At 33.6% G+C, this 16,529-nt stretch carries 13 protein-coding genes; 11 read left to right on the top strand and 2 right to left on the bottom strand.

The window, feature by feature from the left end:
- Positions 1–154: 154 nt before the first annotated feature.
- From QO263_RS07825 to QO263_RS07855, 7 genes are all read left to right on the top strand, one after another.
- Entirely contained in the window at positions 155–1,564 is a 1,410-nt protein-coding gene (locus QO263_RS07825; RefSeq protein WP_285628508.1) for a toprim domain-containing protein, read from the top strand.
- Positions 1,565–1,622: 58 nt separating this feature from the next.
- Positions 1,623–3,470, top strand: a complete 1,848-nt coding sequence (locus QO263_RS07830) for a VirD4-like conjugal transfer protein, CD1115 family (RefSeq protein ID WP_285628511.1) — start codon at positions 1,623–1,625, stop codon at positions 3,468–3,470.
- Between the two features lie 11 nt (positions 3,471–3,481).
- Positions 3,482–3,742 (top strand): helix-turn-helix domain-containing protein, encoded by a 261-nt coding sequence (locus tag QO263_RS07835; protein WP_285628514.1) that lies wholly within the window; start codon positions 3,482–3,484, stop codon positions 3,740–3,742.
- 312 nt (positions 3,743–4,054) lie between these two features.
- Entirely contained in the window at positions 4,055–4,270 is a 216-nt protein-coding gene (locus tag QO263_RS07840) for a helix-turn-helix domain-containing protein (protein ID WP_285628516.1), read from the top strand.
- A 43-nt stretch (positions 4,271–4,313) separates the two neighbouring features.
- Positions 4,314–5,267, top strand: coding sequence for a restriction endonuclease subunit M (locus QO263_RS07845; protein ID WP_285628518.1), 954 nt, complete (start codon positions 4,314–4,316; stop codon positions 5,265–5,267).
- On the top strand, positions 5,267–9,265 hold the full coding sequence (locus tag QO263_RS07850) for an Eco57I restriction-modification methylase domain-containing protein (protein WP_285628520.1): 3,999 nt from the start codon (positions 5,267–5,269) through the stop codon (positions 9,263–9,265). The genes QO263_RS07845 and QO263_RS07850 overlap by 1 nt, the downstream gene beginning before the upstream one ends.
- A gap of 145 nt (positions 9,266–9,410) precedes the next feature.
- Entirely contained in the window at positions 9,411–11,174 is a 1,764-nt protein-coding gene (locus tag QO263_RS07855) for a hypothetical protein (RefSeq protein ID WP_285628522.1), read from the top strand.
- Positions 11,175–11,434: 260 nt separating this feature from the next.
- Here QO263_RS07855 and QO263_RS07860 read toward each other — a convergent pair whose 3' ends face one another.
- Complete coding sequence (locus QO263_RS07860) at positions 11,435–11,953, bottom strand: ImmA/IrrE family metallo-endopeptidase (RefSeq protein WP_285628525.1); 519 nt, start codon at positions 11,951–11,953, stop codon at positions 11,435–11,437.
- A 72-nt stretch (positions 11,954–12,025) separates the two neighbouring features.
- Positions 12,026–12,451: a helix-turn-helix transcriptional regulator gene (locus QO263_RS07865; protein ID WP_285628528.1), complete on the bottom strand. Its 426-nt coding sequence runs from the start codon at positions 12,449–12,451 to the stop codon at positions 12,026–12,028.
- Between the two features lie 206 nt (positions 12,452–12,657).
- Here QO263_RS07865 and QO263_RS07870 point away from each other — a divergent pair, with 206 nt between their 5' ends.
- From QO263_RS07870 to QO263_RS07885, 4 genes are all read left to right on the top strand, one after another.
- Positions 12,658–13,239 (top strand): hypothetical protein, encoded by a 582-nt coding sequence (locus tag QO263_RS07870; protein ID WP_285628531.1) that lies wholly within the window; start codon positions 12,658–12,660, stop codon positions 13,237–13,239.
- A 338-nt stretch (positions 13,240–13,577) separates the two neighbouring features.
- Positions 13,578–14,051 (top strand): sigma factor-like helix-turn-helix DNA-binding protein, encoded by a 474-nt coding sequence (locus QO263_RS07875; RefSeq protein ID WP_285628534.1) that lies wholly within the window; start codon positions 13,578–13,580, stop codon positions 14,049–14,051.
- A gap of 638 nt (positions 14,052–14,689) precedes the next feature.
- A complete protein-coding gene (locus tag QO263_RS07880) occupies positions 14,690–14,851 on the top strand; it encodes an SHOCT domain-containing protein (RefSeq protein WP_285628537.1) in 162 nt (53 codons plus the stop codon).
- Between the two features lie 81 nt (positions 14,852–14,932).
- Positions 14,933–16,522 (top strand): recombinase family protein, encoded by a 1,590-nt coding sequence (locus QO263_RS07885; protein WP_285628540.1) that lies wholly within the window; start codon positions 14,933–14,935, stop codon positions 16,520–16,522.
- Positions 16,523–16,529 lie beyond the last annotated feature (7 nt).

The following is a 16,529-nucleotide window of genomic DNA, read 5'->3' on the forward strand; positions in this document are numbered from 1 at the left end:
AGAATATGAAACAAGAATGGAAGGCTTGCCGCTTAAAAAAATAAATTTATACAACAATAACAGTCTTTCAAATGTAAAGGCTGTTTTTTATGCCAAAAATCATTAAATAAGGGTAGCTGATTAAAAATAAAAATCAGAAATACAAGGAGGGTTTATGAGTACTTATATTCATTTTACAGAAGAACAAAAACAAAGAGCCAATTCAGTTGACCTTGTAGAGTTTTTACAAAGGCAAGGTGAGAAACTATTGCCATCAGGTAGAGAAAAAAGAATTGCAAGTAACCATAGTATTACAGTTAGAGGTAACGAATGGTACGATCATGCATTAGAGCAGGGAGGTCTTGCAATTGATTTTGTACAAAACTTTTATGGCTTATCTTTTCCAGAGGCAGTAACAAAGCTCATTAGTGGTGAACAAGGTGAGTTATATAGTAAGGCAAAAGAAAGAAAGCAAATAAAACGAAAACCCTTTGTACTCCCACCGAAGAATTCAGATATGCGAAGGGTTTTTGCGTATCTCATTAAAAATCGTCATATTGATCGTGATGTGGTTAGTTTCTTCGCTAAACAAAAATTACTCTATGAAAGTTGTGAACAATCTGCAAACAAGACGAAAGAATATCATAACGCAGTATTTGTAGGTTATGATGAAAATGGAGTCCCTTGCCACGCTCACAAACGTGGAATCTATTCTAATGGTCAAAGTTTTAAAGGTAATGTTGAGAACAGTAATCCTTGTTATAGCTTTCATTACACAGGAACAAGTAATAGGTTTTATGTATTTGAAGCACCTATTGATATGATGTCTTTCATTACAATAAATAAAAATACCAATTGGCAGGAACACAGTTATGTCGCATTGTGTGGAGTATCGGAACAAGCAATGCTTAAAATGCTTGAAAATAATCCTAATTTAAATCATGTTATATTATGTTTAGACCATGACACAGCTGGGATTGAAGCAAGTGAAAAATTTCAGGATATACTTTCTAAGAAAGGAATTGAATGCAGTAGATTGCTTTCTAAATGCAAGGACTGGAATGAAGATATTAAAGAAAGCTTCAACCTCTCAGCAATTCCATCAGAGGAACACCCACAAGATATTATTCGTGATGAAGTTTGCACTGAAATCAAAGAACATGTCTTAGAAGTAAGAAAGAATAATAATTCACATTCAAAACTAAATACCTTATTTAAAAAATGTAATACTGATGATACAGAGCAGATGGTTGAAAATTTAAAACAACTGTCTGCTCTTTCTTTATGCCTTGCATCCAATGAATACAGACAGATGGGCTATCCTTCAGAAACGGACAAATTGCTTACAGGATTACATGATGGATTCAAGGCATATGAAAATCGTAGTAAACTTAATAATCGCTTATTAGATATACAAAAAGAACTTGAGCAAATTGGAAAACAGCAGGGTGTTACTTGTGAAAATGAAAAGAAAGATATTGCTAGAAGATATGAAACTATTGCTAAACATTGCTTAAAGGCAATTATTACTATTGTTTTGCAGCAACAAAAGCAAGAGCAAAAACAGTTAATGATGATGTCATAGAAAACCACAGGATTGATTGATCTGTGCATAAAATATTTTGGGAATGGAGGTTAATTTAATGCAATCACAGGTACTTTTATTGATAGGAGTTGGTTCCATAATGTTCTTAGTTATTGGTGGGTTGTCTTTACTTGCTCATTATTATACCTTAAATGGAATCAAATCTAAAACAGTAGGTGATGGCCAACATGGAGTTGCTCGTTTCGCTACACAAAAGGAAATTATTAAAACATATGAGCATATTCCTTTCAATGTATCACAATGGAGAAAGGGTAAGAATCTTCCACGTGATGAGAGTGGTAATTTGATACAGGGATTAGTGGTTGGATGTAAAGGAAATAAAGGAGATATTGTAGGACTTGTAGATACAGGAGATGTTCACTGTCTTATGATTGGTGCAGCAGGAGTTGGTAAAACAGCCTTTTTTCTATATCCAAACCTAGAATATGCATGTGCAAGTGGGATGAGTTTTATAACCACTGATACAAAGGGAGATTTAGCTAGAAACTATGGAACGATAGCTAAAGAGAATTATGGATATAAAGTTGCAGTTATTGATTTAAGAAATCCCACACGCAGTGATGGAAATAATCTTTTGCACTTAGTAAATAAATATATGGATGCATATCGAGAGAATAACGATAATCTATCGGCAAGAGCTAAGGCAGAAAAATATGCAAAGATAATCTCTAAGACAATCATAAATTCAGGAGGTGACAGCTCAGCTTATGGGCAAAATGCATTCTTCTATGATGCGGCCGAAGGACTTCTGACAGCAGTTATTTTATTGGTAGCAGAATACTTGCCTCCTAGTGAAGAAGATGGAATTGTAACAGATACAAGGCATATCATTAGTGTATTTAAATTGGTACAGGATTTAATGGCTCCAAGTAAGGTGAAAGGGAAAAGCCAGTTCCAATTATTAATGGATAAACTTCCACCTGATCATAAAGCTAGATGGTTTGCTGGTGCTGCACTTAATTCAGCAGAGCAAGCAATGGCTTCTGTTCTTTCTACTGTACTATCAAGGCTCAATGCATTTCTTGATTCTGAAATGGAGCAGATATTGTGTTTTGATACAACAATTGATGCGGAAACCTTCTGCTATGAAAAATCTGCAATATTTCTTATACTCCCGGAGGAAGATAATACAAAGTATTTCATGGTCAGTTTATTTTTGCAACAGTTTTATCGTGAGATGTTGACAGTAGCTGATGAAAACGGAGGCAAACTACCTAATCGTGTGATGATATATGCAGATGAAATAGGAACAATACCCAAAATAGAATCCTTTGAAATGATGCTTAGTGCAGGGAGATCAAGAAGAATTTCTATTGTACCAATCATTCAATCCTTTGCACAGCTTGATAAGAATTATGGGAAAGAAGGTAGTGAGATTATAACTGATAACTGTCAACTCACTATATTTGGAGGGTTTGCACCAAATTCAGAAACAGCTCAGGTGTTATCTAAAGCACTTGGTAGTAGAACAGTTATGAGTGGAAGCATCAGCAGAGGGAAAAATGATCCCTCTCAAAGTTTACAGATGATTGAGCGACCTCTACTTACGGCAGATGAGTTAAAATCCTTGCCTAAAGGAAACTTTGTAATTATGAAAACAGGTGTACATCCAATGCAAACAAAACTTCGATTATTTTTGGATTGGGGCATCACTTTTGACAAGCCATATGAGATGGAGGAAAAGTCCCATCGTAAGGTACGCTATGCCGACAAGCAGACCTTAGAAGAAAATGTTATTAGTCAGTATATGACTGATGTAATAGACGAAGAAGGAACTACCGAATCCACTGCAAACAAACAAGGAGGCATACTTCATACTCCTACACATGAGCAAACTGGTGAAGGTAAAGTAGATTCGAAACGCAAATCAATACTCAGGACATAGGGGGTGTTTCATTGAGCTTTTTTGGGAGGATTTATAAAGAGGAACTTCCATCTCGTGCTAAGTGTGTATATATGTATTTGAAAGATAGATGTGATGCAAAGGGTGAGTGCTGGCCAGCCATTAATACCATTGCAAAAGACACATCAATGTCAAGGAGTACAGTGAAGAGAGCCATAGCCGATTTAATTCGTTGTGGCTTGCTTAGGAAAGAATCACGTTATAGGGAGAATGGAAGTAATTCCTCTAATAGATATTTTTTAAGCATAGAGTAATTTTTAAATTAATTAATTATGGAGCATGAAAAAACACATATTTTACGCCAAGGGGAAAATATGTGTTTTTTGTGGACTGAGGTGAGGTTCATAGTGAACCAACCAGAAGGTCTCACTTTAAGAATATATTTAACATCAGAAAAAGAATAATAGATTCAAATAATAAAAGTATATGAATGCATAAAGACAGGTTTTATTTATTTAATACTTGAATAAATGTTATAAATCATTTGTTGTTATGTTGAAAAATTCACGCAAGCGTGATAAAATTATATAAAGCTATTTTCTTGGTAGATCAAGGAGGGTTATTAGATGGCTATAAGCTATAAAAAGCTATTCCACTTGTTAATAGAAAAAGAAATCACAAATGCGGATCTACAGAGACAAGCTGGTTTTTCCGCTAATATTATTACTCGACTTAAGCGAAACGGATATGTTTCACTGGAAACTATAGAAAGTATATGCAGAACGCTTAATTGCAGTGTAGATGATATACTGGAGTTTATTCCAGATGAAGATAAGGAGTAATTTGTATTTATCTGATTATAAAATTATACCAAGGAGGGATAGAGTGAAGTCAAATATTATTGTAGATATTATAGAAGAAGATGTTGTATCATATGGGCAATCACTGCTTAATATCCTCCTCAAAGATAGAACTACAAATCAGAACATAATCTGGGCATCAAATGATTATTCTAAATTTGGAGATTTGTATAAAGCAGAATGTGAAATTAAGCCTCTCTTAATTACAAATTCTAATGACAAAGTTATACAACCTAGAATAACTAAAACTTATAAAAAGCAAAATATCCGGACAAGAGAAAAGGCAGAAGTTTTTACCCCTTCATGGGTATGTAATGAACAGAATAACCTTATAGATGAACAATGGTTTGGAAGAAAAGATGTATTTAATATACAAAAAAGCAAATCTTGGAAACCAACAAATAATAAAATACCTTTTACAGATGAAAAAGGGCGAACTTGGAAAGATTATGTTGATGCAAGAAGAATCGAAATTACATGTGGTGAGGCACCGTATTTGGTAAGTCGATATGATACCGTTACTGGAGAAACAATTGAATTAGTGTCACGTATAGGGTTACTGGATCGCAAGATGCGGGTGATAAATGAAAATCTAGAGGATGAAGATGAATGGCAAAAATGGACTGAAAGAGCCTTTCAAAGTGTATATGGATATGAATATCAAGGAGACAATCTGCTTTTAGCACGTGAGAACCTTTTATATACTTACATTGAAAATATGAAATATAAATTTGAGCGTTCCCCAAGTTTAATAGAATTGAAGAGAATAGCCACAATTATATCTTGGAATATATGGCAAATGGATGGAATTACATTTTCAGTACCATTATGTGATATGCGGTGCTGGTTCGAACAATTAACTCTGTTTGATAACTATGGTGATATTAACAATGAAATTGAACATAAATATTGCAAGATTAAGGATTGGCGTTCAAGGATTATTATTGAGTATAGGTCATTAGTAGGAGGGGGAAAATAATGGAGAAGTTATTTACATCATCATTCGAATATAAGCTGATATATATCTTTGAAATAAGGGATGAAACTCATAAGGGACTGTTAAAAATAGGTGATACTACTATCCAAACAGAAGAGTCTATTGATAATCTTCCTCCAAATTGCAAGGCATTAAATCAAGCTGCAAAAGCTCGCATTAAAGAATATACCAATACTGCAGGTGTGTCCTTCGAACTTTTACATACAGAACTTGCCGTTCGCACTGTAAAAGATAAGGGCAATATGCCTGTTTTAAAGGCATTTAGGGATTATCATGTACATAGAGTGCTTGAGAACTCTGGAATCAAGAAAAAACAGTTAAGGGATTCTACAAGTCGTGAGTGGTTTAAAATAGATATTAAAACGGCTCTAAAAGCAATAGAAGCAGTAAAAAAAGGACAATATAATCTTTCTAATGCTATATCGGATCAATTCGTACCTATCGTATTTCGACCAGAGCAAGACGTAGCTATTGCTAAAACACTTAAGCAGTTTAAAAGTAGCAATAGGATGTTGTGGAATGCTAAGATGCGTTTTGGAAAGACACTCTGTGCCCTTGAAGTTGTGCGCCAATCAAAATTCAAAAAAACTATTATTATTACACATAGACCTGTTGTAGACAGCGGTTGGTACGAGGATTTCGGTAAAATATTTCAAGGTGTGGATGGTTATATTTATGGTTCAAAGAACAGTGGTTATACGGTTGATCAATTGCTAAAAACAGATAAGAACTTTGTGTACTTTGCATCTATGCAAGACTTGAGGGGTTCTGATTTAGTTGGTGGTAAATTTGATAAGAACAGTGCTGTGTTTGATACTACTTGGGACTTTGTCATAGTTGATGAAGCCCATGAAGGTACAACAACAGCACTAGGTAATGATGTTATAAAGAATATTGTCAAAGAAGAGAATGGATGTGATACAAAGTTCCTTGCACTTTCTGGCACACCTTTCAATATTCTTGGAGATTATGATGAAAATATTTATACTTGGGACTACGTTATGGAGCAGAGTCGTAAGTATGAATGGGATAGTTTGCACTTTGGTGATTCAAATCCTTATGACGAATTACCTGAACTTAAGATTTTTACATATGACCTTGGTAAACTTATATCAGATAGTATTTATGTTGAGTTAGAAGATAAAGCATTTAATTTCCGTGAATTTTTTCGTGTATGGACTGGAGATATGAAATCTGACCGCAAACCTCTCCCAACGGGAATAGAAGCAGGAAGCTTTTTCCATGAAGATGATGTCTGGAGTTTTCTTAATCTTATTACTAAAGAAGATAAGAAAAGTCAGTATCCATATGCCACAGAAGAATATCGTAACTTGTTCAAGCATTCTTTATGGATGGTTCCGGGCGTAAAAGAAGCAAAAGCCTTGAGTAAAATGATGAAAAAACATTCTATTTTTGGTAGTGGAGCATTTGACATTGTAAATGTTGCAGGGGATGGAGATGAGGAAGAAAAATCTGAAGAGGCACTTAAAAAGGTTCGTAATGCCATTAATAGTGCAGGGGAAGATGGGTATACTATTACATTATCATGTGGCAAGTTAACCACAGGGGTTACTGTGCCAGAGTGGACGGCTGTATTTATGCTTTCAGGTTCTTTTTCCACTTCTGCTGCAAATTATCTACAGACTATATTTCGTGTACAATCACCTTGTAATAAGAATGGAAAAATAAAACGCAACTGTTATGTATTTGATTTTGCACCAGATAGAACGCTTAAAATGGTTGCTGAGTCCGTTGCAATATCAACAAAGGCGGGAAAAACAGATGAATCTGACAGGCGCATTATAGGAGAATTCTTAAATTATTGCCCAGTTATTGCAGTTGACGGAACAGTTATGAAAAAATATGATACAAATAGGCTATTACAACAACTGAAACGTGCCTATGCTGAACGAGCAGTTCAAAACGGATTTGATGATAATAATCTATATAATGATGAGTTACTCAAACTTAATGAAATTGATTTAGAAAAATTTAAAAAACTAAAAGGAATTGTAGGCGCATCAAAAACAGCTCCTAAGTCTAATGATATAGATATCAATAATCAAGGATTTACTGATGAAGAATATGAAGAAGTCAAACGTATTGAGAAAAAACCGAAAAGAGAGCGTACTCCAGAAGAAGAAGAAAAGTTAAAGGAAATAGCCGAAAAAAATAAACAGGCTGCAAATGCACGGTCTATTCTTCGCAGTATTTCTATCCGTATGCCTTTACTTATTTATGGAGCAGATATAACTATAGATGAAGATATTACGATGGAAAAAATTGTTGATATAGTTGATGATTCTTCTTGGGATGAGTTTATGCCAAATGGTGTAAGCAAGGAAATATTTAAGGGGTTTATTAAATATTATGATCCTGAAATATTTGTAGCTGCAGGAAGAAAAATCCGTAATACCGTAAAAGGCGCAGATGAACTTCCGCCGACAGAGCGTGTACAAAAAATTGCACAAATCTTCTCTTGTTTTAAGAATCCAGATAAAGAAACAGTCTTAACCCCGTGGAGGGTAGTAAATATGCATATGAGCGACTGTTTGGGAGGCTATGACTTCTATGACGCAGAACACAATACGATAATTGAAGAGCCGAGATATATTGACCATGGCAAAGTAACAGAAGATACTCTTGGCAACAAAGATGCTAAGATACTTGAAATTAATTCTAAGACAGGCCTTTATCCGCTCTATGTGGCATATAGCATTTTCCGTAGAAAGTGTGTATCTTATTCAGAATATGAACTGACCGTTGAACAGGAAGGAAAGCTTTGGAATGAAACAGTTCAGCAGAATGTGTTTGTTATTTGTAAAACGCCTATGGCAAAATCTATTACAAAGCGTACCTTAGTCGGATTTAAAGATGTTCCTGTGAACTCACATTATTTTGACGATCTCATTAATATGATGAAGAATAAGCCTAAACAATTTATTAATCGTGTTAAAAAACCAAGCTATTGGAAGATAGAGGGAGTGAAAGAAATGAAATTTGATGCAGTAGTAGGTAATCCACCTTATCAAATTAGTGATGGTGGTTATGGTGATAGTGCTAAACCAATATATAATCTTTTTATAGAACAGGCAAAGGCACTTAATCCTAAGCACCTATCTATGATTATTCCTGCAAGATGGTATTCGGGCGGAAAGGGATTAGACTCTTTTAGAAAAGAGATGTTAAATGATGACCAACTAAATGTTATTCATGACTTTCCAGAAACATCTGATTGTTTTTCAAATGTTAATATCCGTGGTGGTGTATGCTATTTTTTATGGTCTAAAGATAAGCATGATGATTGTACTATTTTTAATCATCAAAACAATACAGTGGTAAGTGAATTAAAGCGACCTTTATTAGAAAAAGATGCAGAAACATTTATTAGGTACAATAAAGCAATAACTATATTAAGGAAGGTTCAAACTTTTGGGGAACCAACTATGGATAAGTTAGTAAGTTCAAGAAAACCTTTTGGTTTAGCCACAAACTTCACTGGTTTTTCTCTTTCAAAAACTGAAGAGAAAAATATATACCTACATCGATTTGGGGAGAACGGATATATTTCTTTAAGTCAAGTTCCCAAAAACACAGAGTGGATTTACGATACAAAGATATTTGTACCATATGCAAGTCCTGGGGCGGATGATTACCCACATCTTGTATTATCTAAACCAATTGTTGCAGGGGTCAATACAGCTTGTACGGAAACGTATTTAGTTATAGGTCCATTCGAGAATGAATTAACTGCTAAAAATGTTGCTGAATATATGAGAACAAAATTTTTCCGTTTTATGCTTATACTATTAAAGAGCGCACAACATATTACCCAAAAAGTATATGGTTTAGTTCCACAGCAAGATTTTACAAAAAAATGGAATGATGATATTTTATATGCTAAGTATGATATCACTGACGATGAAATCACATTTATAAACACTCTTGTGAAAGATGTTGATTGGAATTTGAACGAGTAATTAATTTCTAAATAGATATACAAAGCTAGCTATTTGAATTATATTGAAAGATAATAAAGGTCATGTATTAAAAGTAAATTACAAAATACTATCCCTGTTCCAAAATGAATTATTGGGACAGGGATTTTTAGAAAGGAATTACAAGATGTCAATCATTGAGCATAATCTTTTACCAAAGCAAAAGTCTAGAAAAAGCAACTTAAAAGTTAAGGTTGATTTATATGCTTATGCTACTGAACTATATAATGAACTGTATTCTTTGGGAATCATTGATCGTATTAGTAGTATTCCCCAACTTGGTGTAATTAAGGTCCAAAAAAGTTTGAAGAAATCAAGATATGATTACACTATTCTGCAATTGTATTTTCATCAATTAATAAAAAAAGAATTACAACCAACGTTGAAGTATACATATAATAATCCTGTAAAGGCAAAGGAATTTGGTGAAAATATAAACTGTTTAGCTAAAAATGAAAGATTGACCGTAGGTGATATTTTACAGATACTATCGCTCGTTTATAGTATTGGACATTTTTATAATACATTTACTGCATCGAGAGCTATTGTTATGCTTGCAAATGAAGACAATGCATTTTATAAAAAACTGGTCAACAATTCGCAAACTGAGCGTTTCCAGAATACTGTGAAAAAAATTATCACAGAGCGTAATTATCAAAGGTTCCATCTTTTAAATTCTTTACTTGTACTGGAAAGATGTAATCAAAACAAGATATCTGTGCTATTGGCACAAGAAATTTTATATGCGTACATAAATAAAGATACAATTCCAATTGATAGCAAACTACATTATGTATTTGAGATTTTTCGCAACGTGAGGAGTGTTTCGTATATAGCATATGATTTACAAATAGCTAATACTCCTTTTACAATTGACTTATGGAATGATGATGCGATATTATTGCTGTTTCGAGAGCTTTTATCAAATTATAATGATCAACAACCTGCTCATTATCTGATTAACTCAATCAGCAAATTACTTGATGATTCTGTCTATAACGAAAATTCCAGTGCAATATGTTATTATATAATTTCTAGAAAGATGGTTTCTTCTTTAAAAAGCAATAGAGATTTATATAAGATGGATTACTATATGGATTTATGGTGTAATACAGAAAGTATTTTAAATATACAATATCGTCAATCCCGAGATTATTCAAATGAAGCCATTTTAAAATTAACATTTGATGCTATCGATAAGCAATTGTCGCAAGAATTATTAGATGAATTGGAGCATACTAATCATGTTAGGATTGGGTATTATGATCGACATTCAGGTGAAAGGACTGTTCTTGTATCGATAAAGAAAACCTGTACTAATAAGCCTATCGTTGCGTTACGTATATTAAAATCAGTGATTAACATAATAAAAAATGTATCTGTTCACCAATCAAGCGATGTGAGATATCTTTTGGCTAGTAAGTTTTTTATCTTTTATTTATTTTTAGAGAATAGCATCGTAATAGAACCAACTATTGATAAAGATATTTGTGTTCTATGTACACGGGGAAGAAATAGTCGAATAACAGAAATAAAAAAATTGCTTGAGGCAGGTGGGGGAACAGAGGATGAACAACATGAAGTGAATTTTCTTGTAAATTGTTTGGAAATGGACAAAAAAAACGATACAACCATAACAATACCAGCTAGTATTTTAGTATATCGACAGGATTCTCCTGGAAAGAAGTTATGTGAGTTTGACGGAATGATTATCCATCCAAACCGTAAATCAAGTCAGGTTATTCTAATGGAGGCAAAAAACACATCTACAACACCATCCTATGGTAAGAAATGTTTATGTGAAAAGTTAGATAAAATAGGGTATGTGTACAATAAGGATAGTATTGAAATAAAAGATTATGATGCACATTTGAGTTTGTCTGTTTATTGATGTTACAATGCCGAATATAAATTAAAGTATAACAGGATCTATGCTTCATCTTCTAAAAAAATCATTTTTAGGATGATAAGGTTCATTGAAGTTAAGACCACTTTAATTAGTTTTATACTTTAAATCTGGTTAGATTAATTTTTCTTTAACATATTGATATCATTTAAATAGTTTAATTCCCTCGAATTCGGGGGAATTAAAAATATGAAAATAGGATAATAAAAAGCTCCCACTGTTTAGAAAAATGAACGATAGGAGCTTTATACTTTTATCTTCTTCAAAAAATCACCTTCAGGACGATAAGGTACATTAAAATCATACCCCATTTTATTCATTTCCTGCATCTTTATCAGAAGCAGATTAATATGTGAATTTAACATGCTTGAAATCTGCACTATATCATAACCATCTCGAGCTAGAGCTAACACCTCATCATTGTCAATTAATAGATGAGAACCAAAGATATTGGCTTCGTATTCGGTAGTATTTTTCATATCGAAAAGCTCAAATTCCTTAAGACCATTACTGGCTAAATTTCTATGAAAAATATCATGACCGATTTCATGTGCTAATACCATCTGGCGCATGTGGTCATCTAAATTATTATTAATAAAGATTATACGTTGCTTCCAACGATAGGTATACATGCCAAGTAGGTCATCGTAATTCTCGTAATAAATTTTGATACCTAGTTCATTAGCAATCTGTCTGGTATCCCTTGTCCCTATACGTTTGACAAGAGCATTTGCTTTCTTATATATTTTGAAAGAGTCAATCAAAGCAGCACCCCCCTATAAACAATCTACTATTCCCCTGTGATTATAGTAAAAAAGTTGTACATTTAGTTGGACTTAATTATTATTATTATCGTCATCTGTTCTATATTTTTTAGGAGTATACTTCTTGTTTTCCTCTTTGGCATCCCAATAAGCTTGTTGTAAGGAGCGCATAACAGCATCCTTATCTGCTTCTGATAATTCACCACCTGCAAATAATCCACCAATTTCAGCAACTAAGTCTTCAGCTTGTCTTGCACCACGATTGCCATATTTAGTTTTTGCCTTTGTGATAAATTCTTCATCTTCGGTCAAAAGATAATTAATATCGACATTAAAAAGTGTAGCTAATTTGGAATAAACTTCTCGTTTCTTTGGATAGCTGTTACTATTTTCGTAGCTAATAATTGTACGTAGTGAAACACCGATTTCTTTTGCCAAGTCAGTCTGGGTCATATCTTTCCCTTTCCGTAAGTCTCTAAGTTTTTCTCCAAATCTCATAATATCCTCCTTGAATATGAAGTTATATTTCATAAAACATATTTTACTATTGACATATGATGGTTATCTTCATATAATATAAATGTGAAGAATAACTACACATACTATAGTACATAAATCTTCACATTTTGTCAATAGTCAATAAAAATATGGGGTGGGGAATATAACATGTAAATAGAATACCCCTAAAACAACGGAGGTATGGGATGAGACTTACAAGAAACATGAAGAATATTTCAAAGATGTATGAGGGTATGAACCTTGATGAGGAACAGGTTTTTCATAAATCAAAACTTGTTCTTGCTATATACAGGGATGTAGTATGGAGAACCATTCAAGAAGCTAATTATGTAAGGGAAGCATGTGAGTCATATTATAGCAATGAGCTTGCTACAGCTTTAACATATTTAAATGATTTTGCACCTACTGAAAAGAAGGACAAGTTTAGTGATAAAGTTTCCTGTATTTTTGAGACTAAATGGATGATAGATCTTGTAGATACAGCAATGATTAAAATTTATAATTATCATACAAATGGAAAGCTGTATCATGAAATATTGTCAAAATGCTATATTACAGCATATCCAATGACAGAAACAGAAATACTGGAATATCTTTCTATAGAGCGGACAAGTTTCTATACAAAAAAGAAAGAGGCAATAAAACTATTTGGAATTGCACTTTGGGGATATTCTCTTCCCAAATATCAAGCTATATTTAATGGGACAAGTACTATAGAAGAAAATGAGTTACTATATTTCTTTGAAGAAAAGCAAAATGCGTACTAAGTGTGAACTAAAGTTGAACTAGATACGAACCATCTACGTACTGACTTTGAATTGTCAATAGCCTATACTCTGTATTATGGGGAAGTAATGGCCTAAAATAAAATAACAATCAAGAACCTCGGCATTTATGTCGGGGTTATTTTTATGCCCATTTCTCCAAATATATGGTGCTGAAGAAGCCTGGAATAACAAATTAATGTTGTTCCGGGCTTTTTCTTTACCCAAAAACAGGGGGAAACATGGAACAGCCAAAGTCTAGCTTACATACTAAATGCCGTTCTCCTCCTTTTTCTGATGATTACATTCATTTTTAAAAATCAGAAAACGGAGGAATTAAAATGGGTTTTAATTATAGCAAAGAAAAATTTATCTTTGATAGAGAATGGGAGAAATTACGTGAGCAATACCAAAAAGTTGGAATGAGTGAGAAAGCAATACAGGAACTATATGAATTCGATTGGAGCTGGTTTCGCATGAGAAGAAACTACGAAAATCGTGTACAAGCTATACCAGAAGAAAATATAGATGATCAAAATGCAGAAACACGCTCTAATCTGTTTCAAAGGTTTACATCACTATCCACAAGTTTTGATGAAATGGAGCTTTCAGGAAGGTACGCTTGGATAGATACTATTTCTGATGATGCACTTTCTAAAAAACTAAGAGATTTAAGTGATGATGAATTAGAGCTTTTAACTTTATTGGCTTTAGAAGGTTATACGCAGCGTGAAATTGCAAGGAAATTGCACTGTTCACAAAATGCCATATCCAAAAGATTAATCAAAATAAAAAGAATATTAAAAGAAAAATAAAATATTTTCAAAAATGGTTGTCAAAAAGGTCTTCTCGTTGCCTACACATTGAGGGGATCTTTTTTATTCCCTGTCTTGTACTTTGAAAACTAAATATCCGATTGCATAAATACGTTAGCTGATGAGCCAGAAATGGAAAAGCGACAATGGAGGATGCGCCAAGACCACCTGTAAGAACAGATATTTTAATCTCTGTTTTTATTAAAGTCGGCAAAATAAGGTGAAAAGCGATACCCATCCGTCCCAAGAAACAATCTATGGTAGATTGTTCGCAATAACCTCATCAGCCTATAATGATACTTCTGCCCAGCCACAGACATCGCAATGGGGGCAGCCAGCGGAGATCCCGGTGGAGGTGAGAGTCCTATGATGCAATAACTGCTAAAGCAGTTATAACCAATTGCAGTTTATGTAATCGCCCTATAAGTCTTGCTTGCAAGGCTTTGTGTGTTGGGGAAGGTAGTGTCTAAGTACAACACAAATTCTTAATATTAGAAGCAATGGGGATCGCTTGAAATAGACAAGAGTCTATTTATAAGTTTTTTATTTAAAATGGCGGTCCCTATTTTTGTGATATTAAGCAGATGAAAAATACTTACATAAACAATAATAAAATTTACATGAATGGAGGAATGGTGATGACAAAAGAGCAAACAGCGAAAGAAGTAGAATATAAAATGGCTTTAAAACTACTGAAAATCTTACTTTCTAGAGGAATTATAACGGATGAAGAATATGCAAAAATTGATGAATTAAACCGTCAGACCTTTTCTCCACAACTTGCAAAAGTATATGTGTAATAACACTAGCTATATTTGAATTCTTGTGATAATGTGTGTTGCTAACAGGAACTAAAGTTCTAAAGGAAAGGAGGAAAAACCATGGCAAAGAAAGTAAGAAAAATAGAACCTGTAAAGCAAAAGGTTATTTTAGAATTACAACCTAAAAAACGAGTTTGTGCCTACTGCAGAGTAAGTACTGATTCAAGAGAACAACAGAATTCCTTTTCTGCACAAGTAGAATATTACAAGACTTTTATCGGAAAAAGAGATGACTGGGAATACACAGGAATCTACGCTGATGAAGCCAAAAGTGGTACGCAAGTAAAAAAACGTGATGAATTTCTACGGATGATAAAAGACTGTGAAGACGGCAAAATTGATATGATCATTACAAAATCCGTCACAAGGTTTGCTAGAAATACAGTAGACAGTATTGAGGCTATCAGAAAGCTAAAAGCACTTGGTATCGGGGTATATTTTGAGAAAGAACATATTAATACCCTATCAGAAAAAAGTGAGCAGATGATTACCATACTAAGCTCCCTTGCACAAGGAGAGGCAGAAAGCATCTCCACTAATAACAAATGGGCAGTTAAAAAGAGATTTCAAGATGGAACATTTAAGCTTAGTGATCCTGCTTATGGATATACCAAGGATGAAGATGGAAATCTCATAATAAAAGAAGATGAAGCAAAGATTGTCCGTAGAATTTTTCATGAATATCTAAATGGCAAAGGCTCGTATATAATAGCAAGGTATTTAAATGACGATAATGTCCCAACCATACGCTCAGCAGAAGAATGGCAGGACAGTGTAGTAAAAGAAATCTTACAAAATTCCATCTACGAGGGAGACTTATTATTACAAAAGACATATACAACTGAGGTACTTCCCTTTGAAAGAAAATCAAATAAAGGGGAACTGCCTCAGTATTTTATTGAAAACAATCACGAACCCATTATTACAAGAAAAGAAGGGCAGATGGTCCGAGAAATTTATGAATATCGAAGAAATCAAATGGGAGTAGATGATAGTGGAAAATACCAAAACAGATATGAATTTAGCAGCAAAATCATCTGCAAGGAATGTGGTAGCACCTTTAGGAGACAAAAGATTTATATCGGTAAACCGTATGAAAAAATTCAGTGGTGCTGTGTCCAGCATATAAGGAATATAAGTAAATGCAGCATGAAAGCTGTAAGGGAGGATATTATAAAAGAAACCTTCCTAACCATGTGGAATAAACTTATAAGTAATTATACAGATATCCTTTATCCACTACTTGAATCCTTGAAGAATTTAAGAACGGATCATGAGCAGGAAGAAGAAATTAAAAAACTAAATAATAGAATTATGGAATTAACAGAGCAGAGTCATATCCTTAGTAGAGTCGTATCGAAAGGGTATATTGACTCTGCTATTTTTATAGAAAGACAAAATGCTCTGACTGTAGAACTTGAAGCTATTAAGAAAATGAGGAATCAATGCCTTGATAATAACGGTTATGAAAAAGAAATCATAGGAACAGCAAGGCTACTAGAAATCATAAGGTATAACCCAGAGATTATAGAAGAGTATGACGAAAACCTATTTCTCCATACAGTGGAAAATATTATTATCGGTGAAAATTATGAGATTACCTTCAAGCTAATTAATAATCTGGAGCTGACAGAGTATTATGGAAAGTGAGGTGAGG

Source organism: Proteiniborus sp. MB09-C3 (assembly GCF_030263895.1).
Classification (GTDB): domain Bacteria; phylum Bacillota; class Clostridia; order Tissierellales; family Proteiniboraceae; genus Proteiniborus.

Excerpts from the sequence above, each read along its gene's own strand:
- QO263_RS07825 (WP_285628508.1), top strand. The coding sequence starts at position 155 with ATGAGTACTTATATTCATTTTACAGAAGAACAAAAACAAAGAGCCAAT.
- QO263_RS07830 (WP_285628511.1), top strand. The coding sequence starts at position 1,623 with ATGCAATCACAGGTACTTTTATTGATAGGAGTTGGTTCCATAATGTTC.
- QO263_RS07840 (WP_285628516.1), top strand. The coding sequence starts at position 4,055 with ATGGCTATAAGCTATAAAAAGCTATTCCACTTGTTAATAGAAAAAGAA.
- QO263_RS07850 (WP_285628520.1), top strand. The coding sequence starts at position 5,267 with ATGGAGAAGTTATTTACATCATCATTCGAATATAAGCTGATATATATC.
- QO263_RS07855 (WP_285628522.1), top strand. The coding sequence starts at position 9,411 with ATGTCAATCATTGAGCATAATCTTTTACCAAAGCAAAAGTCTAGAAAA.
- QO263_RS07865 (WP_285628528.1), bottom strand. The coding sequence starts at position 12,451 with ATGAGATTTGGAGAAAAACTTAGAGACTTACGGAAAGGGAAAGATATG.
- QO263_RS07870 (WP_285628531.1), top strand. The coding sequence starts at position 12,658 with ATGAGACTTACAAGAAACATGAAGAATATTTCAAAGATGTATGAGGGT.
- QO263_RS07875 (WP_285628534.1), top strand. The coding sequence starts at position 13,578 with ATGGGTTTTAATTATAGCAAAGAAAAATTTATCTTTGATAGAGAATGG.
- QO263_RS07880 (WP_285628537.1), top strand. The coding sequence starts at position 14,690 with ATGACAAAAGAGCAAACAGCGAAAGAAGTAGAATATAAAATGGCTTTA.
- QO263_RS07885 (WP_285628540.1), top strand. The coding sequence starts at position 14,933 with ATGGCAAAGAAAGTAAGAAAAATAGAACCTGTAAAGCAAAAGGTTATT.